22 protein-coding genes and 1 pseudogene are annotated in these 24818 nt (G+C 70.4%); 12 read left to right on the forward strand and 11 right to left on the reverse strand.

Translation table 11 applies throughout. From position 1 onward, the window contains the following. Window positions 1-211: 211 nt before the first annotated feature. The 6 genes from ABKA19_RS06380 to ABKA19_RS06405 form a co-directional block, all read right to left on the reverse strand. Window positions 212-1048: a carbohydrate ABC transporter permease gene (locus tag ABKA19_RS06380; protein ID WP_353688204.1), complete on the reverse strand. Its 837-nt coding sequence runs from the start codon at window positions 1046-1048 to the stop codon at window positions 212-214. 25 nt (window positions 1049-1073) lie between these two features. Further along, complete coding sequence (locus ABKA19_RS06385) at window positions 1074-1952, reverse strand: carbohydrate ABC transporter permease (RefSeq protein ID WP_162375722.1); 879 nt, start codon at window positions 1950-1952, stop codon at window positions 1074-1076. After that, window positions 1949-3199 carry a sugar ABC transporter substrate-binding protein gene (locus tag ABKA19_RS06390; protein WP_353688597.1) on the reverse strand — a complete coding sequence of 417 codons (1251 nt, stop codon included), beginning with the start codon at window positions 3197-3199 and terminating at the stop codon, window positions 1949-1951. The genes ABKA19_RS06385 and ABKA19_RS06390 overlap by 4 nt, the downstream gene beginning before the upstream one ends. A gap of 47 nt (window positions 3200-3246) precedes the next feature. Then, complete coding sequence (locus ABKA19_RS06395) at window positions 3247-4878, reverse strand: glucoamylase family protein (protein ID WP_374321013.1); 1632 nt, start codon at window positions 4876-4878, stop codon at window positions 3247-3249. A 133-nt stretch (window positions 4879-5011) separates the two neighbouring features. After that, a complete protein-coding gene (locus ABKA19_RS06400; RefSeq protein WP_353688205.1) occupies window positions 5012-7993 on the reverse strand; it encodes a TonB-dependent receptor in 2982 nt (993 codons plus the stop codon). Between the two features lie 57 nt (window positions 7994-8050). Next, window positions 8051-9094: a LacI family DNA-binding transcriptional regulator gene (locus ABKA19_RS06405; RefSeq protein WP_353688206.1), complete on the reverse strand. Its 1044-nt coding sequence runs from the start codon at window positions 9092-9094 to the stop codon at window positions 8051-8053. 632 nt (window positions 9095-9726) lie between these two features. Between ABKA19_RS06405 and ABKA19_RS06410 the strand changes: the two genes are divergently transcribed. The 3 genes and pseudogenes from ABKA19_RS06410 (at window position 9727) to ABKA19_RS06420 (ending at window position 13107) form a co-directional block, all read left to right on the forward strand. Continuing rightward, window positions 9727-10641 carry a segregation and condensation protein A gene (locus ABKA19_RS06410; RefSeq protein ID WP_162375725.1) on the forward strand — a complete coding sequence of 305 codons (915 nt, stop codon included), beginning with the start codon at window positions 9727-9729 and terminating at the stop codon, window positions 10639-10641. A gap of 37 nt (window positions 10642-10678) precedes the next feature. After that, window positions 10679-11354, forward strand: a pseudogene (gene scpB, locus ABKA19_RS06415) (SMC-Scp complex subunit ScpB); the annotation flags it as partial. Between the two features lie 187 nt (window positions 11355-11541). After that, on the forward strand, window positions 11542-13107 hold the full coding sequence (locus ABKA19_RS06420) for a pseudouridine synthase (protein ID WP_353688207.1): 1566 nt from the start codon (window positions 11542-11544) through the stop codon (window positions 13105-13107). 252 nt (window positions 13108-13359) lie between these two features. Here the strand turns inward: ABKA19_RS06420 and ABKA19_RS06425 are convergent, their stop codons facing one another. The 5 genes from ABKA19_RS06425 to ABKA19_RS06445 all read right to left on the reverse strand — a co-directional run bounded on the left by ABKA19_RS06425 (window position 13360) and on the right by ABKA19_RS06445 (window position 17076). Then, window positions 13360-13806 carry a hypothetical protein gene (locus ABKA19_RS06425; RefSeq protein ID WP_162375728.1) on the reverse strand — a complete coding sequence of 149 codons (447 nt, stop codon included), beginning with the start codon at window positions 13804-13806 and terminating at the stop codon, window positions 13360-13362. 86 nt (window positions 13807-13892) lie between these two features. Next, complete coding sequence (locus tag ABKA19_RS06430; protein WP_353688208.1) at window positions 13893-14393, reverse strand: OsmC family protein; 501 nt, start codon at window positions 14391-14393, stop codon at window positions 13893-13895. A 17-nt stretch (window positions 14394-14410) separates the two neighbouring features. Then, window positions 14411-14857: a thioredoxin TrxC gene (gene trxC / locus ABKA19_RS06435; protein ID WP_353688209.1), complete on the reverse strand. Its 447-nt coding sequence runs from the start codon at window positions 14855-14857 to the stop codon at window positions 14411-14413. 177 nt (window positions 14858-15034) lie between these two features. Continuing rightward, the gene (locus ABKA19_RS06440) at window positions 15035-15835 is read right to left on the reverse strand and encodes an amidohydrolase (RefSeq protein WP_353688210.1); all 801 of its coding nucleotides are present in this window, start codon (window positions 15833-15835) and stop codon (window positions 15035-15037) included. Window positions 15836-15918: 83 nt separating this feature from the next. Continuing rightward, window positions 15919-17076, reverse strand: coding sequence for a pyridoxal phosphate-dependent aminotransferase (locus ABKA19_RS06445; RefSeq protein WP_353688211.1), 1158 nt, complete (start codon window positions 17074-17076; stop codon window positions 15919-15921). A 74-nt stretch (window positions 17077-17150) separates the two neighbouring features. Here ABKA19_RS06445 and ABKA19_RS06450 point away from each other — a divergent pair, with 74 nt between their 5' ends. The 9 genes from ABKA19_RS06450 to ABKA19_RS06490 all read left to right on the forward strand — a co-directional run bounded on the left by ABKA19_RS06450 (window position 17151) and on the right by ABKA19_RS06490 (window position 24739). Next, complete coding sequence (locus tag ABKA19_RS06450) at window positions 17151-17717, forward strand: DUF3293 domain-containing protein (RefSeq protein ID WP_353688212.1); 567 nt, start codon at window positions 17151-17153, stop codon at window positions 17715-17717. Between the two features lie 651 nt (window positions 17718-18368). Then, on the forward strand, window positions 18369-18821 hold the full coding sequence (locus ABKA19_RS06455; RefSeq protein WP_353688213.1) for a helix-turn-helix domain-containing protein: 453 nt from the start codon (window positions 18369-18371) through the stop codon (window positions 18819-18821). 168 nt (window positions 18822-18989) lie between these two features. Then, window positions 18990-19628, forward strand: a complete 639-nt coding sequence (ccmA, locus tag ABKA19_RS06460) for a heme ABC exporter ATP-binding protein CcmA (RefSeq protein WP_353688214.1) — start codon at window positions 18990-18992, stop codon at window positions 19626-19628. Then, the gene (ccmB, locus tag ABKA19_RS06465) at window positions 19625-20329 is read left to right on the forward strand and encodes a heme exporter protein CcmB (protein ID WP_353688215.1); all 705 of its coding nucleotides are present in this window, start codon (window positions 19625-19627) and stop codon (window positions 20327-20329) included. Before ccmA ends, ccmB begins: the two co-directional genes overlap by 4 nt. Window positions 20330-20717: 388 nt before the next feature. After that, window positions 20718-21467: a heme ABC transporter permease gene (locus ABKA19_RS06470; RefSeq protein WP_353688216.1), complete on the forward strand. Its 750-nt coding sequence runs from the start codon at window positions 20718-20720 to the stop codon at window positions 21465-21467. Then, entirely contained in the window at window positions 21464-21640 is a 177-nt protein-coding gene (gene ccmD, locus ABKA19_RS06475) for a heme exporter protein CcmD (protein ID WP_353688217.1), read from the forward strand. Before ABKA19_RS06470 ends, ccmD begins: the two co-directional genes overlap by 4 nt. After that, window positions 21637-22116, forward strand: a complete 480-nt coding sequence (gene ccmE / locus ABKA19_RS06480; protein WP_353688218.1) for a cytochrome c maturation protein CcmE — start codon at window positions 21637-21639, stop codon at window positions 22114-22116. The genes ccmD and ccmE overlap by 4 nt, the downstream gene beginning before the upstream one ends. Window positions 22117-22215: 99 nt before the next feature. After that, window positions 22216-24138 carry a heme lyase CcmF/NrfE family subunit gene (locus ABKA19_RS06485; RefSeq protein ID WP_353688219.1) on the forward strand — a complete coding sequence of 641 codons (1923 nt, stop codon included), beginning with the start codon at window positions 22216-22218 and terminating at the stop codon, window positions 24136-24138. A 10-nt stretch (window positions 24139-24148) separates the two neighbouring features. Continuing rightward, a complete protein-coding gene (locus ABKA19_RS06490) occupies window positions 24149-24739 on the forward strand; it encodes a DsbE family thiol:disulfide interchange protein (protein WP_353688220.1) in 591 nt (196 codons plus the stop codon). Window positions 24740-24818 lie beyond the last annotated feature (79 nt).

The following is a 24818-nucleotide window of genomic DNA, read 5'->3' on the forward strand; positions in this document are numbered from 1 at the left end:
CATGCAGGTGCTTCTGCCCTCAGCATACCGCCAGGATCGGAAGGCCGGCGCGATGCCCCGGGGCGGGACCGTTGGCGCCATGGATGGCGCCATCGAGCCCCCATGGATGGGTTCACGGCGTGTCCCGGCGCGGGGTATCGCGTCGGCCTCGCGACGACGCACGCACGCACGCACCAGACCCACCAGCTGATCCATCACCATCACTACCACCTCACCCCTTCACGCTCCCGAGCAACAGGCCCTGGATGTAGTAACGCTGCAGCAGCAGGAACAGCAGCAGCACCGGGATCACCGTGACCACCGCGCCGGCCATCATCATCTCCACGTCCATGATGTGCTCGCGCGACAGCGAGGCCAGCGCGACCGGCAACGTGTAGTGCTCCTGGTCGGTCAGCACGATCAGCGGCCACATGAAATCGTTCCAGGCGGCCATGAAGGTGAAGATCGCCAGCGTCACCAACACCGGCTTGAGCATCGGCAGTACGATCTGGAAGAAGATCCGCCACTCCCCCGCGCCGTCGATCCGTGCCGCCTCCAGCAGCTCGTCCGGGATCGAACGCGCGTACTGGCGCACCAGGAAGATGCCGAACACGCCGGCTAGCGCCGGCACCACCACGCCGGCGTAGCTGTTGACCAGGCCGAGCTGCTTCATCAGCAGGAACAGCGGCAGCATCGCCACCTGCGCCGGGATCACCAGCGCGGCCAGCAGCAGCTGGAATACCCGTTCGCGTCCGGCGAAGCGCAGCTTGGCGAACGCATAGCCGGCCAGGGTGTTGAACAGCAGGGAACCGAGGGTGATCGCCACCGACACCAGTACGCTGTTGGCGAAGTTGCGTGCCATGCCGGTGCGCCCGAACATCTCGCGGTAGTTGTCCAGGCTCAGCGCGGATGGCAGCAGGGGCGGCGGGAAGCGGCTGGCCTCGCCAGCGGGCATGAACGATACCGACATCATCCACAGCAGCGGCGCGATGCTGACCAGCGCCATCGCCAGCAACGCCGCGTTGACCAGCAGCCCGTGCCAACGCGACTGCCCGACCTGCGCGCTCATCGCCCCTCCTCCCGCGCCCACCGCCTCATACCAGCTCCTTGCGCCGACCGAAGCGCAGCATGGCCGTGGTCACGCCCAGGATGATCAGGAACAGCAGGAACGCCACCGCCGAGGCGCGGCCCAGGTTCCACCATTTGAAGCCTTCCTCGAACATGAAGTACAGCACGCTGACCGTGCTCTGCAGCGGGTCGCCGCGGGTCATCACGTAGGGCTCGGCGAACAGCTGGAAGTAACCCGACACCGTGATCACCCCGACCACCAGCAGTACCGGGCCGAGCTGCGGCAGGGTGATGTGCAGGAATTGCTGCCAGCGCGAGGCGCCGTCGATGCGCGCCGCCTCGTAGAGGTCCTGCGGAATCGCCTGCAGCCCGGCCAGGAAGATCACCATGTTGTAGCCGAAGTTCTTCCACACCGCGAACAGGATGATGGTCGGCATGGCCCAGCGCGGGTCGCCCAGCCAGTCCACCGGCGAGATGCCCACGTGGCCCAGCGCCCAGTTCACCAGCCCGTAACTGGTATGGAACAGGTAGCGCCAGATCACCGCAACCGCGACCAGGGTGGTCACCACCGGCGCGAACAGGGCGGTGCGGTACAGCGCCTTGAACCGCGCCGCCGGCGCGTTGAGCAGCAGCGCCGCGCCCAGCGACACGGCGATCGACAGCGGCACGCCGACCACCACGAAGTAGGTGGTGTTCCAGAGCGACTTCCAGAACATCGGCGTGCGCAGCAACTCCAGGTAGTTGTCCAGGCCGATGAAGCGCAGGTTGCTTCGGTCCGCCAGGGCGTAGAGGTCGAAGTCGGTCAGGCTCAGGGCCAGCGCCGACAGCACCGGCAGGCCGAAGAACACGCCGATCACCAGCAGCGCCGGCCCGGCGAACATCCATCCTGCGAGCGAGCGCTTCATGGGGCCTGCTCCGCCGCGGCATCGGCATGGTCGCGCTCGTACATCCAGCGCCGCTTCTCGAGGATCGCGTCGACCCGCCGGTCCAGTTCCGCCAGCGCCTGGTCCTGCGGCTGTCCGCCACGCACCACCCGCTCGGTGGCGATGCGCATCTCCTGCACGATCCGCTCCCACTCCAGCACCTTCGGCGTGGGCTTGACCCGCTCGAGCTGGTCGCGGAAGGCACGGGCGAACTCGTCCTGCGCCAGCGCCGGATGCTCCCAGGTGCTGCGCCGGGGCGGCAGGTCCCCGATCATCGCGTGGAAACGCTGCTGGATGTCCGGCCGGGACAGGAACTCGATCAGCTTCCAGGCCTGCTGCTGCCGCGGCGAATCGCGGAAGATTACCAGGCTGGTGCCGCCGGCGATGCCCGCGCCGGGGCCGTCGGGACCCGGCAAGGGCATCGTGCCCCACTGTCCTTCCAGCCCCGGCGGCTGGCGCTTGCGGAACTCGCGGATGTTCCAGGGACCGGACAGGTAGAAGGCATAGAACCCGTTGAAGAACTCGTCCCAGACGTTGGAGATCTGGGTTTCGGACATCTTCGGCGCCCAGCCCTGCTCGAACATGTTGGCGTAGAACGCCAGCGCGCGGCGGAAGCCGGGGCTCTGGAAGTTGCCGCGCGTGCCGTGGTCGCGCAGCAGCGGATCGTCCTGCTGCAGGGCGAAGGACAGCTGCTGCTCGAATTCGTTGAGCGGCATCAGGATCGCGTAGCGGTCCGGCCCGACGTGGCCCTTGACCGCGGCCATGGCCTGCTCCCATTCGGCCCAGGTCCGGGGCGGCCGCTGCACGCCGGCCTCGCGCAGCAGGTCCTTGCGGTAGAACAGCAGGCGCGTGTCCACGTACCAGGGGATGCCCAGCAGCTGGCCGTCGATCACGCTGGTGTCCCAGATGCCCGGGAAGAAGTCGTCCGGGTCGACCACGCTGGAGGCATCGACGAAAGGCTGCAGCGGCTCGAGCACGCCCAGCGCGGCGAACTCCGGCAGCCAGGTGTTGCCGAGCTGGCACACATCGGGCAGCGCCTGCGCGGCGAAGGCGGTCAGCAGCTTCTCGTGCGCCGCGGTCCACGGGATCTGCTGGATCTCGACCTCGATGCCGGTCTCGCGCTCGAACTCCGGAATCAGTTCGGCGACCACTTCCGCTTCGCGGCCCATGGCCCAGAAGCGCAGTGGCTCCTGCCGGTCGCGCGTGCAGGCGGACAACAGCACGACCAGAGAGGCGACCGCGCAGGCGGACGCCCATCGCCAGCGTCGCCTCGCGCTCACGGGGGTGGCTGCGCCCGGTTGCTGGCGGGCTGCTCCTGCTTGGCCTGTGCCTCGGCGGCCGCGGCGCGCGACTCGGCCATGCCCAGCGCGCGCGCGTCGCCGGCGCCCGGCACGGACGACCCGCCCTGCCCGGCTTCCTCCTCCGGGGTGAGCCAGCCCCCGCGGAACCCGGCCTGCTCCAGGCCCTTGCGGATGTACGGGCTCTTCTTCATCACGGTCCAGACGAACTCGTTGCGGTAGTTGGCGATCATCGCCAGGATCGGCCCCTGGTCGATGCCGATGTAGTCGCTGGCCACCCAGCCCTTGCCCGGCACCAGGCGGCCGGTCTTGAGCGGAATTTCGAAGTCGAAGCTGGGATTGAACGAATCGAGGAATCCGTAGCTCGAGTACAGGTAGTCGCCGTAGCGACGGTGCATCTCCTCGGTGGCCGGGATCACCACCTCGGGCGCGAACACGATCGAGGAGATCGCCGCGGTCGGCGCGATCGTGCCGTCGTCGAAGTTCTCGCGCAGCCCGGCGCCACGCGAGGAATAATGGCGGAACTCCCGCTCTTCGCCGCGGTAGATCTGGCGGGTATTCTGCGGGCCGTCGCTGGCGGTCAGGCCCCAGACGTTCTCGCCGTAGTCCTTCCACTTCATCGGATTGGCGATCGCGTACTCGCGGTGGGCCAGCGCCGCGCGGCGGCTGTTGAGGAAGTAGTCGATCCCGCGCTCGCGCATGTACTGGTCCTGGATGTCCCGGTAGTCGATCCAGACATGGCTGTACTGGTGGCCGAACAGCGGCCCGAACGACAGGTACTCCTGGCCGTAGTAAACGCCCCAGTCATGGTCGTAGGTGCGCGTCCACACGGTCCACGCGTCCGGGCTCACGGGGTGGGTCGGCGAGCCGAGCGCCAGCACGTAGAGCAGCATGGCCTCGTTGTAGCCCATCCAGTCATGGACGATGAAGCCGCTCTCCGGGAACCAGCCCATCGAAATCAGCGGTTCGCGCTGCTGCAGCCAGGTCCAGTCCACCTTGCGGTAGAGCTGGTCGGCGATGCGCCGGATCTCCCGCTCGCGCGGATCGTCGCTGTCGTAATACGCCTGCGCGAAGAGCACGCCCATCATCAGCAGCGCCGTGTCGACGCTGGACAGCTCCACCCAGCTGTCGTAGCGATGGCCCTGCTGCATGTCCAGGAAATGGTAGTAGAAGCCCTTGTAGCCGCCCTTGCCGGTCCGCTGCGGTCCCTGCGGGATGTCGCGCAGGAAGCGCAGGGTGGTCAGGGTGCGGTCCACGGCCTGGGTCCGGCTGACCCAGCCGTTCTCGATGCCGATCGGATAGGCCGTCAGCGCATAGCCGATCGAGGCGACGCTGGCGAACGGACGCGACGGGTAGCGGTCGGGCGTCAGGCCGTTGCGTTCGTTGGTCGTGTCCCAGAAGAACTGGAAGGTGCGCTTCTCGATGTCGCGGAACAGCGGCGGCAACTCGGGCCGCGGCGGCCGCTCCGGCAGCACGGGCTCGATCAGCACGACATCGGGCTTGGGCGCGGCCGGCTCCGGCGGCGGGGGCGGCGGCTCCTGGCCGCACGCGGCCAGCAGCCAGACCGCCACCGCCACCAGTACCCCGATCTTCAGCTGCCGCCCGCTCACGCCATGCTCCCCTGTTTCCCGCCCCGTTGGATTTGCCCGCCCCGCCCCCGCCCGGCGCCTGCCGGCGCACGGGCGGGGTGAAGCGCGACGGGCCTGCCTGGCGGGAGAGGTGACCCGGCAGGCCGTCGTGACCTCACCAGTCGATACCGATCGACAGCTTGAAGGTACGCGTCGGCAACGCGATGGCGTTCGGCGTGCCCCACAGCGGATTCTGCGGCTCGCCCGCACCGCCGCGCCAGTCTTCGTAACCGGAATAGTTGGTCCAGTCGAAAATGTTGAGCACGTCGAAGCGCAGCCGCAGCGCCACGTTGCTGCCGGTATCGAACACCTTCTCGACCGCCACGTCGACCTGCTTGAAGTCGTCGTCGGGCGTGTAGCTGTCGAAATAGCAGTAGGCCCAGGCCGAGACGTTGCAGTTCTGGTAGTAGCGCGGCGTCGCGTCGGACCACACGCCCTTGCCGGAGAAGGTCAGGTCCCACGGACCATCCCAGATGCCGGAGGCCACGACCCGGTTCTTGGGGACCTTGCCCGGGAACCAGCCGTAGTCTTCGATCCGCTCGGCGTTGAACGCACCGGGGAACCCGTCGATCGGACTGTTCTGCTCGGAGTCGGTGTAGGTATAGGCGAAAGTCGCCGCCCAGCCGGACGCCCGGGTATACGGCTTCTCGAGCTTGAGGTACACCGAGTTGGTCTTCGTCTCCAGCGCGTTCTGTCCCAGGATCAGGTTCGAGAACGGCGCGAAGCCCTGCCCCCACGGCGGCGGATCGGTCGCGTCCGGCGGCGTCGGCGGGAAGAACAGCCCATCCGGGCGACGGTTGCCGAGCAGGAACGCGATGCCGTCGTGGCTGCGCACGTAGGAATACATCACCTCGGTCTGCCAGTCATGCCCGAGGACTTCGAACGCGTTGCGCATGCCCAGGCCGAACTGGTCCGAGTACGGCACCACGAGGTTGTTGTCCATCAGGAACACCTCGCGGCCGGCGCCGCTGACGCTGGTGCTGCGCAGGTAGTCCGGGTCGAGGTAGCGCGGATCCCATTCGCGGCAGGGCGCGCTGGTGGCCGTGTCGCAGGGATGCAGCGCGGTGTTGAAGTCGTAGACGTACTGGCCCCAGCTGGCCTTGGAGATCTCGTTCTGCAGGTAGTCGAACAGGTTGCGGTCGTAGGACCTGCCGGCGCCGCCGAAGATCACGTGGCGCTGGTCGGCGTTGAGGTCGTAGGAGAAACCGAAGCGCGGGGCCCAGTTGTTGCGGTCCGGGTCGCGGTTGCCGCCGGTGCTGATGTAGTCGTTGATGTCGACGCCGGAATTGGGCAGGTTGGTGTTCGAATTCTGCAGCGCCGTGACCACCTCGGCCGGGGTGACGTAATCCTCGTACGCCGGCGTGCTTTCCACGTCCCAGCGCACGCCCAGGTTCAGGGTCAGGTGGTCGTTGACCTCCCAGTCGTCCTGGATGTAGATCCCGAACTGGCTGTTGTCCGAGCTCGCCGTTCCGTCGCCGAAGCCGGCCACCGGCGCACCGAACTGCACCCGGACCGGGACCGTCAGGCTCTCGTTGACGTCATAGAAGAACTGCGGGTTGTACCGGTTCTGCTCCAGCGTTTCCAGGTCGACGCGCTTGTACTTCACGCCCATCTTGATGGTGTGGCCGCTGATGCCGGTGAAGGTCAGGTCGTCCTGGATCGACCAGCCCTTCTGGCCCTTGTCCTGGTAATTGTCGCCACCGCCGCTGCGGACGATGAGGGTGCCGTCGCGCGAGGTCCCGCCATTGCCCGTGACCAGGTAGTAGCCCGGGATGAAGTTGGCCGGCTCCGGACTCCAGAAAGCGTCCTCGTAGGTGATGTGCGCGTCGTTGAGCCAGTCGCCCGCCGTCAGCTGGTAGCGCAGGTCCACTCGCGTCTCATCGTTGGTGTTGTAGGTGCCCGCCGGCGGCAGGCGCTCGTCGCCCACCTGGATGGTCTCGCTTTCGTCGCGGTACTTGCCGGTCAGTTCGAAGTAATGGTTCTCGCCCACCAGCCAGTCGATCTTGCCGAAGTACAGGTCCTCCTTGAACGGCGACGTATAGGTGCCCGACCCGAACTGCGCCTGCAACTCCGGCGGCAGGTCGCCGACGTCGTAGCCGCCGCCGATCCGGAAGGTCTTGGGGGTGCTGAACTCCTTGGCCTCGTAGGCCAGGAAGAAGTGTGCGCGGTCCTGCACAATCGGCCCGCCGAAGGACACGCCGTACTGCTCCTGCTTGCTCTCGGCCTTGGTGGCGCCGGGCCGCTTCTCGAAGTCGGTGGCCGCGCGCCAGTCGGTCATCGTGTAGTCCCAGAAGAAGCTGCCCTGGAACTCGTTGCTGCCCGAACGGGTCGCGGCCACGACCGCCGCGCTGCTGAGCTGGTCGTACTCGGCCTTGTAGTTCTGGGTGATGACCTTGTACTCGCCGATCGCCGACTGCGGGAACGGATTGCCGCGGCTGGTGTCCTGGCCGCTGATGCCGCCGGTGGTGACGTAGTTCTTCTGGCCCACGCCATCGATGAACACGTTGACCGCGTTGGCGCTCTGCGCGCCCGAGCGCAGCCGGGTGTTGCCGCTGGCGTCGGTGATGAATTGCACGCCGGGCACCGTATCGGCGAACGCCAGGAAGTTGCGGCTGTTCTGCGGCAACGCCTCGATCTGCTTGTTGCTGATGTAGGTGGCCACCTCCGAGGTGCGCGTCTCCACCGCCGCGCCGACCACCTGCACCGCGTCCAGCGTGGTCGCCTCGCCCGTCGTTGCGGTTTCGGCCACCCCGCCCACGCCCAGGTCCAGGGTGGCAGTCTGGCCGACCTGCACCGTCAGCTCGCGGGTGGTGGTCTGCCCGCCCGACTGCACTTCGATGCGGTAGGTGCCCGGTGGCAGGCCGGCGACCGCGTAGCGGCCGTCCTCCGACGCCTGCACGGTCCTGCGCAGTCCCGTGGCCGGGTTGACGACGATCACCTGGGCGTTGGCCGCCGGTGCGGAATCGGCCATCACCTGGCCGCGGATGGTGGCGCCGGTGCTCTGCGCCATCGCCGGCGCCGCGCCCAGCGCCAGGCCGCCTGCCAGCGCCATGGCCAGCAGGCTGCGCGCGGGTGCGCCCTTGTAGTTGCCTTTCATCGATCTTCCCTCCCAGGACGATGCAGCGTGGGTGCTCGGCTTCGAGCGTTTTTCTGGTTATCCGTCCGAACGTTTCTTCCTGGCGGGCGCGGTTGCCGCCCTCCCGCCGCTCGACTGGCGCACGACCAGCTCGGGCGTCAGCACGTGGCGCTCGGCTGCCGCCGCTTCGTCGGCGTCGATCTGCACCAGCAGGCGCTTGAGCGCACTGGCGCCGAGTTCGGCGATACTCACCCGCATCGTGGTCAACGAAGGGTGAACGAAACGCGCGAGCGGGATGTCGTCGAACCCCGCCAGCGCGATGTCGTCCGGTACCGCGAGCCCTGCCTGCGCGAACGCGTACAGGCAGCCCAGCGCCATCATGTCGTTGGCCGCGAACACGGCGTCCGGCCGCTGCGCCAGCGCCAGGATCTGCCCGCCGGCGCGATGGCCCGAGGCCTCGTCGAACTCGCCGTCGAATTCGCTGCCGCGTACCCCTTCCTGCGCCGCGATCGCATCGCGGAAGCCGCGCAGGCGCTCGCGCGCATCATGGTTGTGTTCCGGCCCGCCGACGAAGGCGAGGTGGCGGTGGCCGAGCGAGAGCAGGTGGCGGGTCATCGCCAGCGCGCCGGCATGGTTGTCGACCTCGAACACCGGCCAGGCGGGCGCGTCCTGTTGCGTGTTGATCAGCACCACCGGCAGTTGCGGCAGGTTCTCGGCGAGGAAGCCCGGTTGCCCGGCGTAGGGCGACATCACCAGCAGTCCGTCCACGCGGCCGCGCATCGCGCGAAGCGCGGCGGCCTGCTCTTCGGGATCGCCGTGGTAACTCGACAGCAGCAGGTGGCGGCCGGAGGTGCGCGCCAGCGAGTCGATGCCGCGGATCAGCTCGGAGAAGAACTCGCCATGCACGTCCGGCAGGACCACGCCGACGGTCTGGGTACTGCGGCTGCTGAGGCTGCGCGCGGCGGCGTGGGGGCTGTAGCGCAGCCGGTTGGCCACCTCCAGCACCTGCCGGCGCACCGGCTCGGCGACGTTGCTGTGCCCGTTGAGGGCACGCGACACGGTCGCCACGGAGACATTGGCCTCGCGCGCGACATCGCGGATCGTGACCGCCTGACGCCCCATCCCGCTCCCTCCCGATCGCAGGGAGGCGACCGGCTGCGGCACTGTAATCGTTTTCAACCCGACTTGAAAGCCCGCAACGCGCGCGGGAATATCCCTTGGATCAATACGATACCTGACATGCTTCATGTTGCGCTGCACAAATCCCGATGCTATCCACGTACGGCCGCCAGCCTGGCCGCGCGGGACGTGGACGGGCCATGCGTTCGCCCCTCACGGACGGGTCGTCGATGTCCGGTCCAGTTCGGCGGGTGGCCGGTCGGCTTGCCTGTACGGCGACCGTCCGCGCATCCCGCATGTCCCCGGGCCGCTGGACAGCCGCGTGCGCCAGCGCTTACCCTTGCTTCACACGTTGGCCGGAAGCAGCGGCCCGCCGGCAAGGGAACCCCGCCGGACACCCCGCCAAGAGGGTGCCAGCCACCCACGGCGACCGATCGCTGCCCCACCCCGCCACACGCAGACGACCTCCCGGCTGTCGGCCGCCGCCTCCCCCGCGGTGCCGCGCCCGTATTTGATGTGCATGTAGCGGCGCCCGTCCCGTTGACCCGGCGACGTCCGCCTCCAGCAGGTGGCACCACGTTCCCGCCCGCGGGCACGTCCCGGTGCGCCCCGTCCCGGGCATGGCTTTCGAGCAGATGAGTTCCGAACCCGCGCAAGACGCGACCTTGACAGTGCAGGCGACCTCGAACCCGCAGCAGCAGGAAATGCCGCTGGCGATGGTCCATGGCCAGCCGCTGCTGCAGATCCCGCAGGACCTGTACATCCCGCCGGACGCGCTGGAGGTCATCCTCGATGCCTTCGAAGGCCCGCTGGACCTGCTGCTGTACCTGATCCGCCGGCAGAACCTCGACATCCTGGACATCCCCGTCGCCGAGATCACCCGGCAGTACGTGGACTACATCAACGTCATGCGCGAGCTGCGCTTCGAGCTGGCGGCCGAGTACCTGCTCATGGCCGCGATCCTGGCCGAGATCAAGTCGCGGATGCTGCTGCCGCGGCCGGTGAGCGAGGACGGCGAGGAAGCCGACCCGCGCGCCGAACTGGTCCGCCGGTTGCAGGAGTACGAGCGCTTCAAGCAGGCGGCCGAGGACATCGACGCCCTGCCCCGCCAGGACCGCGACACCACCCCGGTGCAGGCGTTCGTGCCGGACCGGGCGGTGGTCCGCCTGCCGCCCCCGGTGGACCTGCGCGAGATGCTGCTGGCCCTGCACGACGTGCTCAAGCGCGCCGAGCTGTTCAGCGGCCACCACATCAAGCGCGAGGCGCTGAGCGTGCGCCAGCGCATGGGCGACGTGCTGCAGCGCCTGGACGACGGCCGCTTCCACCGCTTCGAGGCGCTGTTCTCCCCCGAGGAAGGCAAGCTCGGCGTGCTGGTCACCTTCCTGGCGCTGCTGGAACTGGCCAAGGAGCAGCTGCTGGACATCGTCCAGGACGCCCCGCTGGCGCCGATCTACGTCAAGTCGCTGGCGATCGGCAACACCAACGAACCGCTGCAGTTCCACAGCGAGTTCGACGACGGCGATGCCGCCAACGAACCGGCCGCGGGCTGATGCCCGGCCGCCCCTTCCACCAGAACCTGCGGGATCCATGGACCAGGCGCTGATCAACCGTATCGTCGAGGCCGCCCTGCTGGCGGCCAACCAGCCGCTGGCGCTGGCCCAGCTGCACGCGCTGTTCCCCGAGGACGCCCCGGCGCCGCCGGGCAGCGTCGAGGCGGCGCTCGAGCACCTGCGCGAGGCCTGCGCCGACCGCGGCGTGGAGCTGGTGGAAGTCGCCTCCGGCTTCCGCTACCAGGTCAAGGCGGACGTGCACGGCTGGGTCGCCCGGCTGTGGACCGAGCGCAAGACCAAGTACACCCGCGCCACCCTGGAAACGCTGGCGCTGATCGCCTACCGGCAACCGATCACCCGCGGCGAGATCGAGCAGGTGCGCGGCGTGGCGGTGAGCAGCAACATCATCCAGGCGCTGGAAGAGCGCGAGTGGATCCGCGTGGTCGGCCATCGCGACGTGCCCGGGCGCCCTGCGCTGTACGGCACCACCCGCGGCTTCCTCGACTACTTCGGGCTCAAGCGCCTGGACGAGCTGCCGCCGTTGTCCGAGCTGAAGGACATCGGCGAACTGGAACCCCAGCTGCCGCTGGATCCCGACCAGGCGCCGGCGCAGGCCGGCATTGCCGGCGCCGACCAGGACCACGCCCAGGACCAGGACGACGATGCGGACCGGGAACCGGCGGGCGATGACGGCCTGGCCGCCAACGATGCCGATGCCGACGGCGACACCACCGGCCAGGTCGATCCCGCCGGCCACGCCGACATCGACGCCGGCGGCCGGGCCGAGGCCGCCGGCGACCACGACGAACACCCCACTTCAACCGCGCCGGGAGCCGATGACGCCTCCAGCGATCCCGAAACACAGGCCGACGAAGAAGACGCCGGCCGGAGCAAGATCCAATGACTGATCCAACCCCCCGCAAGCCCCTGGGCAAGCTCTCGCTCAAGCGCGCAGACGACACCGCAGCGCCGGCGGCCAAGGCCGAAGAACGCCTGCACAAGGTCCTGGCCCAGGCCGGGCTCGGCTCGCGCCGCGCCCTGGAGCAGCGCATCGCCGATGGCCTGGTCAAGGTCAACGGCGAGGTCGCCCAGGTCGGGCAGAGCATCCGCAGCGGCGACCGCGTCGAACTGGACGGCAAGGCCTTCGTCGCCTCGGCCCTGACCGAACCGGCGCGCGTGCTCGTCTACAACAAGCCCGAAGGCGAGGTCACGACCCGCGAAGACCCCGAAGGCCGCCCGACCATCTTCGAGGCGCTGCCGCGCCTGAAGGGTGCGCGCTGGATCGCGATCGGCCGCCTGGACATCAACACCACCGGCCTGCTGCTGCTGACCACCGACGGCGAGATCGCCAACGCGATGATGCATCCCTCGCACGAGGTCGAGCGCGAGTACGTGGTGCGCGTGCGCGCGCCCGAAGGCCAGGACAGCGTGCCGGACAACATCGTCGACCGCCTCGCCCGCGGCGTCGCGCTGGAGGATGGCCCGGCCAAGTTCGACAGGATCGAGCGCATCGGCGGCACCAGCGCGTCCGGCGAGGGCCGCCACGACTGGTTCAGCGTGGTCGTCAAGGAAGGCCGCAACCGCGAGGTGCGGCGCCTGTGGGAATCGCAGGGCTGCCAGGTCAGCCGCCTCAAGCGCGTGCGCTATGGCAGCGTGTCGCTGCCGCGCGAACTGCTGCGCGGCCAGTCGCAGGAGCTGCCGGAGGCCCAGGTCGAGGCGCTGCGCAAGGAACTGGCGCTGGAGGACAACAGCGACTCCACCCTGACCCTGCAGCCGGTGATCGGCCAGCGCCGCGCGGCCAAGGCGACCGTGCACGTGGGTCGCGAGCGCGGCCCCGGCCAGGCTTACGTCAACGGCCACAACACCGCCGACGAAGGCCGCGAACTGCGTCGATTCGACCATGTGCGCGAGGACCGGCGTGGCGGCCGCGGCAACAAGAAGCCACACGGCGGGCTGACCGTCAGCGGCGAGATGGCGGCCAAGCAGTCGCAGAAGCCGTTCAAGCAACGCAAGGACAAGGGCGCCCGGGCGCTGCCCGAGGGCAATCCCGCCGCGTTCCGCACCTGGTACGTGCCCGAGGGCGTGGACACCGGCCCGAGCGGCCATCGCAACGCCGGTCCGGGCGGCAAGCCGCGCTACGGCAAACCCGGCGGCAAGCCGGGGGGCCGGCCCGGCGGCGGCGGCCAGGGCCAGTCCCAGGGCGCCGGTGCCGGGGCGCGCAAACCGCGTCCCTACGGGCATCCCGGCAACGCTCCGCACTTCCCGTCCGACCACGCCACTCCCGGCGCGCACCCCGGTCCGCCCCGCGGCCCGCGCGGCCCGCGTCCGGGCGGCAATGCCCAGGCCCGCCCGGGCGGCCGTCCCGGTGGCGGCGGCAATGCCCGTCCCGGCGGCGGTGCGCGTCCCGGCGGTCGCCCGGGCGGCGCGCCGCGCGGCGGCAACCGCGGTCCGCGCGGCCAGGGCTGAGGCAAGCCCCCCCGTAGAGCGGGGCTTGCCCCGCTGCACCCCGCTGCACCCCGCTGCACCCTGCTGCACCCCGCTGCACCCCGCTGCACGCAGAGCCTTCCCTGCTTCGGCGCTAACAACAATCGCAGCAGCCGCACCGACGGGGGTCGGGCGCACCCCGCCCCGTTCAAACGCAAAGCCCCGCGTCACGCGGGGCTTTGCTGTTTCCGGCGGGGCAGGACCGCCAGCCGGGCCGAGCCCGGCCGGCAGGGCTCAGCGTGGCTCGATCACGAAATTGCCGAAGGCCACGCCCAGGTCCCAGCCCTGCCCGGTGCCGGCCAGGGCCAGTGACACCTCGCCCTTGGTCATCACCTGGGCCTTGCTCGACTTGACCGCGCCGGCATGCGCTTCGGCCGCGGCATAGGTGCCGAGCGTTTCGCGGATGCTGGAAACGCCGGAGAACTCACCGACACCGTTCTCGATCTTGGACTTGCCGAAGGTGATGCCGCCGCCCTTGGCGCTGATGCTCACCGGCAGGCTGCTGCCGTCGTCGCAGGTGATCGTGCCGGTGCCCTTGGCGGTCTTGTAGAAGGCCGACCAGCCCTCGAGGTTGAAGCGCAGCTTGCAGTCGACATTGCCGGCGGCCTGTGCGGCCGGCGCGAGCGCGATCAGGAACGGCAGTGCGGCGCACAGGATCGTCTGGCGGGAAAGAGTGGACATGGCGGCCTCGCGTTGGGTAACGGCGGAAGGTGGGCCGAGCATATAGCAGCCCGGTGCGGCTGCATCGTGAGGATCCGCTCCGGCGTTCAGGCGCCCGTCGCCGTCGCCGGCTCCGCGCGCGTACCGTGCAGCAGCAGGCCGCCCGCGTCGCTGACGCTGACCGTCACCGGCACGCCCTGGCGCACGCTTTCGGTGACCAGGCAGAAGTCCTCGAACTGGGCCAGCAGCCGGTCCAGGCGCTCATGCCCGGCGGCGGCCTCGGCCAGCTGCAGGTCGGCCTGGATGTGCGCCACCCGCCAGCGGCCTCCCGCATTGCGGGCCAGGGTCGCGGTGGCCCGGGTCGTCAGCGGCCCGGGCGCGTTGTGGAACTTGCGCATCGCGAACAGGAGGCTGGCGCTGAGGCAGTTGGCCACCGCAGCGGCGAGCAGGCGCGCGGGATTGGGACCGGCGCCCGCGCCCAGCGGCGGCAGCTCGTCGGTCAGCAGGTCGGGGATGGCGGTGTCGTCGAAGGCCACGCGGAACAGGTAGCCGGAACGTTCATCGGCTTCCTGGCGGAGGGTAAGGCTGAACTGCTGGATCTGGTCCATGGCGGTGCTCCGGGGCATCAACTGGGCAGGTGCTGGCGGGTCCACTGCACGATCGCCTGCAGCGGCAACGCCCCGGCCTGTCGCGCCAGCTCGCGGCCGCGCAGGAACAGGGCCAGGGTGGGAATGCTGCGGATCGCGAAACGCGCGCCGAGCGCCGGCTCGGCTTCGGTGTCCACCTTGGCCAGGCGCACGCGCGGTTCCAGCAGCGCGGCGGCCTGGGCATAGGCCGGCGCCATCGTCCGGCACGGCCCGCACCAGGGCGCCCAGAAATCCACCAGCAGGGGCAGGTCCGAGCGCTGCGCGTGGGCATCGAATCCGGCGGCCCCCAACACGAACGGCGCGCCCGGAAACAGCCGCGAACGGCAGCGTCCGCAGGCCGGGGCGTCGCCGACCTTCGCCGCCGGCACGCGGTTGATCGCGTTGCATTGCGGGCAGGCCAGCTGCAGCGGATCGGGCGTGGTCATGGCGAGGCCTCCTCGGATCGACCGGGCCGCCATCGGCGACCGGCTATCAATATTGCACCACGTAGAGCGGGGCTTGCCCCGCTACCCGCTCGAATATCGCATCGCGTAGAGCGGGGCTTGCCCCGCTACCCCGCTCGCGAACCGACGTGGGCAACCCGCAGCGGGCCAAGCCCCGCTCTACGGGCGCAGCTCGAACGCATCGGCGTCCAGCATCGCCGGGAACCGCTCGCGGTGCGCGGCCAGCGCCGAGGCCGACAACGTGGTGGTCAGCACCTGCTCGCGCCCGTGCGCCTCGACCTGCGCCAGGCCGAGGTAGTCGATCACCGCGCTGTCGCCGTCATAGGCCAGGCCGTTGCCGTCGGTGCCGACCCGGTTCACCGCCGCCACGTAGCACAGGTTCTCGATCGCCCGCGCGCGCAGCAGGGTCTTCCATGCGTGCGCCCGCGCCGAAGGCCAGTTGGCGACGAAGAGCTGCAGGTCGAAATCCATCGCGCCCGGCCGCTCCACGTCGTAGCGGTTGCGGCAGAACACCGGAAAGCGCAGGTCGTAGCAGACCTGCGGATTGATCCGCCAGCCCTTCAACTCCACGCACAGCCGCTCGCGGCCGGCGGCATAGCGCTTGTGCTCGCCGGCGTAACGGAACAGGTGGCGCTTGTCGTAGTGCGCCAGGGCGCCGTCGGGCGCGGCCCACAGCAGGCGGTTGAAGACGCCTTCGGCCGTGCGCAACTGGACGCTGCCGGTGACCACGGCATCGAGCAGGCGGGCCTGCCCGCGGATCCAGGCCACGGTCGGTCCGTCCATGCCCTCGGCCTTGTCGATGGCGTCATTGGAAAAGCCGCTGGTGAAGGTCTCGGGCAGCACCACCAGGTCGGTCGCGCCGGCCAACGGCGCGACCAGCGCGCCGTAGTAGTCGCGGTTGGCCGCCGGATCGTGCCAGCGGGTGTCGCCCTGGACGAGTGAGATGCGCAGGTCGTTCATTGATACCTCCGTAGAGCGGGGCTTGCCCCGCTGCCCATCGTGAACCCGGCTCCGGTGGACGGAGCAGCGGGGCGAGCCCCGCTCTACAGGTGGCGTAGCCGCTCGATCGCCGCGTCCAGGGTCGCTTCGTTCTTGGCGAAGCACAGCCGCGCCAGCCGCTGGCCCGGCGGCGGGCTTTCGTAGAACGGCGACAGCGGAATCGCGGCCACGCCCTTCTCCACCGTGAGCCACTTCGCGAACTCGTGGTCGGGCAGGTCGCTGACCGCCGAATAGTCGACCAGCTGGAAATAGCCGCCCGGTACCGGCAGCGGTTTCAGCCGGGTGCCCAGCAACTGCTCGCGGAAGCGGTCACGCTTGGCCTGGTAGAACGCGCCCAGCTGCTCGTCGTGTTCGGGCTCGTCGCGGATCATCGCGGCGAACGCGTGCTGGGCCGGGGCGAAGGTGCAGAACACGTTGTACTGGTGGACCTTGCGGAACTCGGCGGTCAGCGCGGCCGGCGCGATCGCGTAGCCGATCTTCCAGCCGGTGCAGTGGTAGGTCTTGCCGAAGCTTGACACCACGAACGCGCGCTCGCGCAGCTCCGGCCAGCGCAGCACCGACTCGTGGCGGCGCCCGTCGAACACGATGTGCTCGTACACCTCATCGGAGATGAGCAGGATACCGGTGCCGCGCAGCAGGTCGGCCAGCGCGCGCATGTCGTCGGCCGAGAGCATCGCCCCGGACGGGTTGTGCGGGCTGTTGACCATCAGCAGCCGGGTCTTAGGCGTGATCGCCGCGCGCACCCGGTCCCAGTCCACCGCGAAGGTCAGCGGATCCAGCGGCACGTGCACCGCGCGCGCACCGGCCAGGTCGATCGCCGGCTCGTAGCAGTCGTAGGCCGGATCGAGCACGACCACCTCCTCGCCCGGGCGTACCACCGCGTGGATCGCGTTGAAGATCGCCTCGGTGGCGCCGCTGGTCACGGTGACCTCGGAGTCGGGATCGACCTGCGCGCCGTAGCAGCGCAGCGCCTTGCCGGCGATGGCCTGGCGCAGCACCGGCACCCCGGTCATCGGCGCGTACTGGTTGTGGCCGGCACGCATGGCCGCGTCCAGCTCGTCGACCAGGCGCTGCGGCACCGCGAAGTCGGGAAAGCCCTGCCCTAGGTTCACCGCGCCGTGCTCGGCGGCCAGCTGCGACATCACGGTGAAGATGGTGGTGCCCACCTTGGGCAGCTTGGTCGGCGGGATCTGCAGCGGCATCGCGGGTCCGGTGGGGGAGCGTGGGGATCGAGCGGCCGAGTGTACGCAAAGGCGATGGCCGGCGATCATGGGCCATGGCGCAAAACAGCATCCCGCGCAGGGCCCCGGCAACGGACAGGCTGCTGGCCGCCTACCTCGGCGCCCGTTACCAGGTGTGCCTGGATGGCCGAGCCTGGTCGGTGCTGGAGATCGGCCAACCGGCACCGGCAGCGTTGGCGGAGTTCCTGCCGGCGACTCCCTGCAGCCTGGTCACGGCATGGAATCCGCAGTCCGTGACGCGGAGCCGCGAAGCCAACGAGGCGGCCGACGCCGCCTTGCGTGCGGAGCTGGACGGGCTCGGCGTGCCGGTGCTGCGTGCGCTGGCAAGCCAGGCCGAAGACGGCTTCGTGCCGGACTTCGGGCGCGCCGGACCGCGGCGGGACGCGCCGGGGCCCTGCCCGAGGCAGGACTGGTCGGAACCGGGCTGGCTGCTGGGCGGCCTGGACACCGCGGCGACCGACGCCCTCGCCCGCCGCTACGGCCAGGCCGGGATCCTGCACTGGCGACAGGGCGAGCCGGTGCGCCTGCGGATGTACCGCCCGCCACCGGCCGGACACGACCGGCATCGGTGGGTCGACTGGGTGCCGGTCCGGCCCGCCTAGCGACTGGCGCCGGGCCCTCCTCCGGTCCGGATCGGCCGCGTTCCACGCCACCGCCGTGGAACATGGCGACTCCGCCTGCGGTCGCGGAGGCCGGCCCGTCGACGTGGAAGGCACCGCCGCCGGTGCCCGGAAGCCTCGGCGCCGGTGCCCAGGAGCCTCGCGATCGATGCTCCCGAGCACCGAGGCCGGAGCAGAAGGCCTCGCCGTCGATGCCCGTCAGCACCGGCGCCGGGGCGAAAAGGCCCGCGCTCGATGCTCCAGGGCGTCGTGGCCGGAGCGAAAGGCCCCGCCGTCGATGCCCCGCAGCAGCGGCGCCCGCATGAAAAGCCTCGCGGCCGATGCACCAGAGCACCGCGGACGGAACAGAAGGCCTCGCCGTCGACGCCCGGGCGCACCGGCGCCGGCGCGGAAAGCCCCGCGACCGGTGCTCCGTACAAGAGCGTGACTGGAGCAACAGGTCCCGCACTGGCATCGGTTGCCCGCCGGGAGCCCGGCTCGCCACGCGGAGGCGGCCGCGCCGGGAGACGCGGCCAGGGCGGGCGGCTGGCGGCCCGATGGCGGCCTGGCGACGTGGTGCTGACGTTGCAATCCCGGGGCCTTGCGGCACTCTGGGCGGGCCGGGATTGTCGGCGCCAACGAACGGGACGGACGATGCAGATCCACGCGGACGGGGCACAGGTCAGGCGCTGGCGCGACGCGCGCGGCTGGTCGCAGGAGCACCTGGCCGACGCGGCCGGGATCAGCCTGAGGACGGTCCAGCGGATCGAGCGCGGCGAGAAGGCGGCACGCGAATCGATCATGGCCCTGGCCGCGGCCTTTGGCGTCGATGTCGCGGCTTTGACCGTCGATGCGGAGGCGGAAGCGGCGGCGACCGCGCGCGGGAACAGGTCGAAGGACCTCGCCAGGCTCCGGCTCTCCGTGCTCATCCACTTCGCCGGCTACCTGTTCGGAATGATGGTCTTCGGCGCCATCGGCGTGGGCATGGACGACACCACGATCATGCGCTGGCCGACGATCTGGTGGACGGTGGCAATGGCTGGCCACGGCCTGGTGCTCGCCGTGGTGGAACTGGTGGCGCGCCACCGCGGGCTGGAACAGGGCTGACCGGAGGCGCGCGTCCGGGCGGATCGACGCGCCAGCGGCGCAGGCCTGCCCACCGGCCGTCGCGGAGGATTCCATCGGCGAGCAGGCCGGCACGGGTCGGTGGCCGCAGGTGTTGCCCGCGATGCCGCGCGGCCCGGGACCGCGGGCACCCCGCTACAATCCGCGGCGATGACCGACGCCTCCCCTTCCCCGCTGCTGGCCGCCCATGGCCTGGCGTTCGCCCGCAACGAGGAGCCGGTGTTCGGTCCGCTCGATTTCGCCGTCGATGCCGGCGAGGCGCTGCTGGTCCAGGGAAGCAACGGCAGCGGCAAGACCACCCTGCTGCGGGTGCTGGCCGGGCTGCTGCGCGCCGACGCCGGCCGGATCGAGATCGAGGGCCGCCCCGCCGCACCGTCGCTGCGCGCGCACGCGATCGCCTACCTGGGCCACCTGCCGGCGCTGAAGGGCGAGCTGTCGGTGCTGGAGAACCTGGACTTCCTGTGCGGCCTGCATGGCCGCCGGCCGAACCAGCATCCTGCTGACGCCCTGGCCATCGTCGGCATGGCCGGCTACGAGGACGCCCCGGCGCGCCAGCTGTCGGCCGGGCAGAAGAAGCGCGTCAGCCTGGCCCGGATGTGGCTGGCGCCGGCGCCGCTGTGGCTGCTCGACGAGCCCTACGCGAACCTGGACCTGGACGGCATCAACCTGGTCAACCGGATGATCTCCGCGCACCTGCGCGAGGGCGGCGCCGCACTGGTGACCACCCACGGCGCCTACGCCGCCCCGCCGGTGCGCACGCGCATGCTCGAACTCGGGGTGGCTGCGTGAGCACGGCCCCGGCGGATTCCGCCCCCTCCCTGCTCCAGGCCGGCCGCGCCCTGCTCCTGCGCGACCTGCGCCTGGTCTGGCGCCGCCGCGGCGACGCGCTGCAGCCGGCGCTGTTCGCGGTCCTGGTGGTGGTGATGTTCGCCCTGGCGCTGGGCGGCGGCCGCCAGGTGCTGCGCGATTTCGTCGCCCCCTACGCGATCTGGGTGGCGGTGCTGCTGGCCGGCCTGCTCTCGCTGGACAGCCTGTTCCGCGGCGATGCCGAGGACGGCTCGCTGGAGCAGTGGGTCCTGGCGCCGGTGCCGCTGGCCTGGCTGGTGGCGGTGCGTACCTTTGGCCACTGGCTGACCACTGCGGTGCCGCTGCTGCTGGTGGTGCCGGTGCTGGGCGAATTCCTGTACCTGCCGCACGCGCAGCTGCCCCTGCTGATGCTGACCCTGCTGCTGGGCACGCCGGTGCTGAGCCTGCTTGGCGCGGTGGTCGCGGCGCTGACCGTGGGCCTGAAGCGCTCGGGCATCCTGGTGGCGCTGCTGGCCCTGCCGCTGTACGTGCCGGTGCTGGTGTTCGGGGCCGGCAGCGTGGCGGCGGCCGCGCAGGGACTGGATGCCAGTGGCTCGCTGCTGCTGATGGCGGCAATGCTGGTCGCCTCGGCGGCGCTGGCGCCGCTGGCGGCCGCGGCGGCGATCCGGATCGCGCAGGGCTGAGCACCTGGTCCCGCAGATCGGGGCTTGCCCCGCTGCTCCTTGCGTTTTGCGGTCTCCCGGGCGGCTCAGCCGGGCAAGCCCGGCTCTACGGGACAGGCATGCCTTCCGCCGTGTCGCCCGCAAGGCGGATAGCCGGAGATTGCGTGCGATCAATGCGACTGCCGGCACGCCGGCGCAACATGGCTGCCACCGGACGGACGGCAGCCGGACGCTCCCGTGCGCCTGGCCCGCGCCAGCCCGCCCTGAACGGGTCGGACACTTTGACCAGGCGTTTCGCTTGGCCCGGGGGGCGGAGTCTGGAAAAATGCCCTGGATACCAGCACGTCCAGCCTGTCCGGCCGGCCCCCATGGCCTGCCGGCGCCAACCGCGAGCGATGCAATACCTCCCATGAACCCGGTGATCCGCTGGTTCCACCTCCTCGGCTCGCCGCCGTACTTCGACCGCTTCGCCGCGCGCTGGGCGCCGTGGTGCTGGCTGGCGGCGGTGCTGGTGATGGCCGTGGGCCTGTGGCAGGCGCTGTTCGTGGTCCCGGCCGACTACCAGCAGGGCGACAGCGCCCGGATCCTCTACATCCACGTGCCGGCCGCCTGGATGAGCATGTTCGTGTTCGCGCTGATGGCGCTGTACGCGGCCATCGCCCTGGTCTGGCGGATCAAGCTGTGCGAGATCCTGGCCATGGCCTGCGCCCCGGTCGGCGCGGCCTTCACCGTGATCACCCTGGCCACCGGTTCGATCTGGGGCAAGCCGATGTGGGGGACCTGGTGGGACTGGGACCCGCGCCTGACCACCGAGCTGATCCTGCTGTTCCTGTACCTGGGCGTGATCGGCCTGTACCACGCCGGCGACGACCGCCGCGCCTCGGCGCGCATGGCCGGCCTGCTGGCGATCGTCGGCGTCGCCCTGCTGCCGGTGATCCGCTATTCGGTGGAGTGGTGGGATTCGCTGCACCAGGGCCAGACGATCCGCGTGTTCGGCGAGTCGAGCATGGACCCGAGCATGGTCGCGCCGCTGTGGTGGATGGTGGCCGGCACCAAGTTCTGGTTCGCCGGTTCGCTGCTGTCGCGCGCCCGCGCCGACAACCTGCACCGCGAGTCGGGCAAGGACTGGGTGCGCAAGCTGGCCGAGGAGAGCGCGTGAGCTACCTGCCCTACCTGGTCGGCGCGTACGCGGTGTTCGTGCTGGTGTTCCTGTGGGATTTCCTGGCGCCGCGGCTGCAGCTGCGGCGCGAACTGCGCGCGGTGCGCCTGCGTGCGCGCCGCGAACGCACGCCGGCCACGCGTGCCGACCCGGCCGCGGAGCTGAAACGATGAACCCGACCCGACGCCGCCGCCTGGCCTTCGTCGCCCTGCTCGTGCTCGCCTCCGGCGTTGCCACCGCGCTGGTGGCCATGGCCCTGCAACGCAACGTGGCCTACCTGTACACGCCGGCCGAGGTGCTGCGCGGCGAAGCCGGCGCCGAAGTCGCTTCAGGCCAGGCCCGCTTCCGCCTGGGTGGCATGGTGGAGAAGGATTCGTTCCAGCGCGCGCCCGGCTCGATGAATGCGCACTTCAAGGTCACCGATGGCGACGCGCAAATGCCGGTGGTCTACACCGGCATCCTCCCCGACCTGTTCCGCGAAGGACAGGCGGTGGTGGCCACCGGGCGCATGCGGGATGGCGTGTTCGTCGCCGAGAACGTGCTGGCCAAGCACGACGAGACCTACATGCCCAAGGAAGTGGCCGACAAGATGGGCAAGGCCCACCAGAAGCACGACGTGCAGGCGCCGGCGGCGGAGTCCGCGCCTTGACCGGCACGATGCGGGCCGGAAGCGGCCGTGGCGGTGCGCGCGCCGTCCGCCATGCGGTGACGGGCCGCGCCGATGGCCGTGATGTCGGGGGAGGCGAGGATGCTGCCTGAGCTTGGCCAGGTACTGCTGGCGCTGGCGTTGCTGGTGGCACTGCTGCAGGCGGGGCTGCCGCTGGCTGGCGCCCATCGCGGCAACCCGGCCTGGATGGCCGTCGCCCGCCCGTCCGCCTATGCGCAGTTGCTGCTCATCGGCGGCGCCTACGCGATCCTGACCTGGGCCTTCGTGGTCCAGGATTTCTCGGTCCGCTACGTGGCGGTGAACTCCAACACCCTGCTGCCGATGGTCTACCGCTACACCGCGGTATGGGGCTCGCACGAGGGATCGCTGCTGCTGTGGACGCTGATCCTGGCGTGCTGGAACGGCGCGGTGGCGCTGTTCTCGCAACGCTTGCCGCAGCCGGTGGTGGCGCGCGTACTGGGCACGCTGGGCATCGTCGGCTTCGGCTTCCTGGCGTTCCTGATCTTCACCTCCAACCCGTTCGTGCGCCTGCTGCCGGCGCCGCTGGAGGGACAGGACCTCAATCCGCTGCTGCAGGACCCGGGAATGATCATCCACCCGCCGATGCAGTACATCGGCTGGGCCGGCTTCTCGGTGCCGTTCGCCTTCGCCATCGCCGCGCTGCTGGACGGACGCGTGGATGCGCGCTGGCTGCGCTGGACGCGGCCGTGGACGAACGTGGCGTGGGCCTTCCTCACCGTGGGCATCGGCCTGGGGAGCTGGTGGGCGTACTACGAGCTGGGCTGGGGCGGCTGGTGGTTCTGGGATCCGGTCGAGAACGCGGCCTTCATGCCATGGCTGGTCGGCGCGGCGCTGATCCATTCGCAGGCGGTGACCGAGAAGCGCGGCAGTTTCGCCGGCTGGACCCTGCTGCTGGCGATCGCCGCGTTCTCGCTGTCGCTGATGGGCACCTTCCTGGTGCGCTCGGGCGTGCTGACCAGCGTGCACTCGTTCGCCGCCGACCCGTCGCGCGGCCTGTTCATCCTGGTCTTCCTGGCGCTGGTCATCGGCGGCTCGCTGCTGCTGTACGCGCTGCGCGCCGGGCGCCTGCAGGCCGGCGCCGGGTTCCAGCCGGCCTCGCGCGAAACCCTGTTGCTGCTCAACAACCTGCTGCTGACCTGCGCCTGCGCCATGATCCTGCTGGGCACGCTGTACCCGCTGATCGCCGATGCGCTCGGCCTGGGCAAGATCTCGGTCGGACCGCCGTACTTCGGCCTGCTGTTCCTGGTGCTGATGGCGCCGCTGGTGGCGCTGGTGCCGTTCGGGCCGTTGACCCGCTGGCAGCGCGACCAGCCCTCGCGCGTGCTGGCGATGCTGCTGCCCTGGCTGGGCGTCGCCCTGGGCCTGGGCGTGGCCGCGTTCTTCACCGCGCCGCAGGGCCCGTGGAAGACCGCGCTGGGCGTGGCTGGCGCGGCCTGGATCGGGCTGGGCACGCTGCGTTTCGTCTGGAGCCGGCTGGGCAATGGCGGCCGCATGACCGCCGAGATGTGGGGCATGACCCTGGCCCACCTCGGCATCGGCGTGTTCCTGGCCGGCGCGCTCCTGGTGGAGGCGCAGAACGTGCAGCGCGAAGTCGCGCTCAAGCCGGGCCAGTCGCTGCAGGTCGGTGGCTATACGTTCGTGTTCCAGGGCGTGGACCAGACCCAGGGGCCGAACTACCTGTCCGACCGCGGCCACGTGCTGGTGCTGCGCGGCGGCCGCGAACTGGAGCTGCTGCACCCGGAAAAGCGTGCCTACGCCAGCGGCGGCCAGGTGCTGACCGAAGCGGGCATCCGCCCGGGCTTCACCGGCGATGTCTTCGTGGCGCTGGGCGAATCGCTGGGCGAGGATGCCTGGGCGGTGCGGGTGCACCTGAAGCCCTTCATCCGCTGGATCTGGGCCGGCGCGCTGCTGATGGCGCTCGGCGGCCTGCTGACCGCGGCCGACCGCCGCTTCCGCCGGCTCCCCCAGGAGACCGCCACATGAGGACCTGCGCATGAACGCACCGCACGGCGGCGACGCCCAGAAGCCCCAGGGACTGCCGGTGGTGGCCGTGGTCATCGGCGCCCTGTTCTTCATCGGCCTGCTCGGCCTGATGGCCTACGGGGTGATGCGCTCGGGCGATGCCGACCGCGACGTGCTGCCCTCGGCGCTGATCAACCGGCCCGCGCCGGAGTTCGTGCTGCCGGTCCTGCACGATCCCTCGGTGACGATCACCGCCGCCGACCTGCGCGGCGCGCCCTACCTGCTCAACGTGTGGGGCAGCTGGTGCGCGGCCTGCCGCGACGAGCACCCGGTGCTGACGAAGTTCGCCGAGACCCGCCGCGTGCGCGTGGTCGGCTACAACTGGAAGGACGAACCGGCCGATGCGTTGCGCTGGCTGGAGCAGTTCGGCAACCCGTTCTTCGTCGTGCTCGCCGACCAGGAAGGCCGCTATGCGCTGGATTGGGGCGTGGCCGGCGCGCCGGAAACCTTCCTGGTCGACGGCAGCGGCATCGTCCGCTGGAAGCACACCGGGCCGCTGACCGACGAGGTCGTCGCCACGCAGTTGCTGCCGGCGCTGGAACAGGTGGAGCGCGCGCAGTGACCCGACGCCTGCCCGCGCTGCCTCCGGCCGTACTCAGGGGCGTCCTGGCCGCATTCATCGTCCTGGCCTGCGCAGCGGG

The sequence above is a fragment of the Pseudoxanthomonas sp. Soil82 genome (genome assembly GCF_040446535.1).
GTDB lineage: Bacteria > Pseudomonadota > Gammaproteobacteria > Xanthomonadales > Xanthomonadaceae > Pseudoxanthomonas > Pseudoxanthomonas kaohsiungensis.

Bases quoted from the DNA above. Each gene is read 5' to 3' on its own strand.
- ABKA19_RS06380 (WP_353688204.1), bottom strand. From the start codon at position 1,048: ATGAGCGCGCAGGTCGGGCAGTCGCGTTGGCACGGGCTGCTGGTCAAC.
- ABKA19_RS06385 (WP_162375722.1), bottom strand. From the start codon at position 1,952: ATGAAGCGCTCGCTCGCAGGATGGATGTTCGCCGGGCCGGCGCTGCTG.
- ABKA19_RS06400 (WP_353688205.1), bottom strand. From the start codon at position 7,993: ATGAAAGGCAACTACAAGGGCGCACCCGCGCGCAGCCTGCTGGCCATG.
- ABKA19_RS06405 (WP_353688206.1), bottom strand. From the start codon at position 9,094: ATGGGGCGTCAGGCGGTCACGATCCGCGATGTCGCGCGCGAGGCCAAT.
- ABKA19_RS06410 (WP_162375725.1), top strand. From the start codon at position 9,727: ATGAGTTCCGAACCCGCGCAAGACGCGACCTTGACAGTGCAGGCGACC.
- ABKA19_RS06420 (WP_353688207.1), top strand. From the start codon at position 11,542: ATGACTGATCCAACCCCCCGCAAGCCCCTGGGCAAGCTCTCGCTCAAG.
- ABKA19_RS06425 (WP_162375728.1), bottom strand. From the start codon at position 13,806: ATGTCCACTCTTTCCCGCCAGACGATCCTGTGCGCCGCACTGCCGTTC.
- ABKA19_RS06430 (WP_353688208.1), bottom strand. From the start codon at position 14,393: ATGGACCAGATCCAGCAGTTCAGCCTTACCCTCCGCCAGGAAGCCGAT.
- trxC (WP_353688209.1), bottom strand. From the start codon at position 14,857: ATGACCACGCCCGATCCGCTGCAGCTGGCCTGCCCGCAATGCAACGCG.
- ABKA19_RS06440 (WP_353688210.1), bottom strand. From the start codon at position 15,835: ATGAACGACCTGCGCATCTCACTCGTCCAGGGCGACACCCGCTGGCAC.
- ABKA19_RS06445 (WP_353688211.1), bottom strand. From the start codon at position 17,076: ATGCCGCTGCAGATCCCGCCGACCAAGCTGCCCAAGGTGGGCACCACC.
- ABKA19_RS06450 (WP_353688212.1), top strand. From the start codon at position 17,151: ATGGCGCAAAACAGCATCCCGCGCAGGGCCCCGGCAACGGACAGGCTG.
- ABKA19_RS06455 (WP_353688213.1), top strand. From the start codon at position 18,369: ATGCAGATCCACGCGGACGGGGCACAGGTCAGGCGCTGGCGCGACGCG.
- ccmA (WP_353688214.1), top strand. From the start codon at position 18,990: ATGACCGACGCCTCCCCTTCCCCGCTGCTGGCCGCCCATGGCCTGGCG.
- ABKA19_RS06470 (WP_353688216.1), top strand. From the start codon at position 20,718: ATGAACCCGGTGATCCGCTGGTTCCACCTCCTCGGCTCGCCGCCGTAC.
- ccmE (WP_353688218.1), top strand. From the start codon at position 21,637: ATGAACCCGACCCGACGCCGCCGCCTGGCCTTCGTCGCCCTGCTCGTG.
- ABKA19_RS06485 (WP_353688219.1), top strand. From the start codon at position 22,216: ATGCTGCCTGAGCTTGGCCAGGTACTGCTGGCGCTGGCGTTGCTGGTG.
- ABKA19_RS06490 (WP_353688220.1), top strand. From the start codon at position 24,149: ATGAACGCACCGCACGGCGGCGACGCCCAGAAGCCCCAGGGACTGCCG.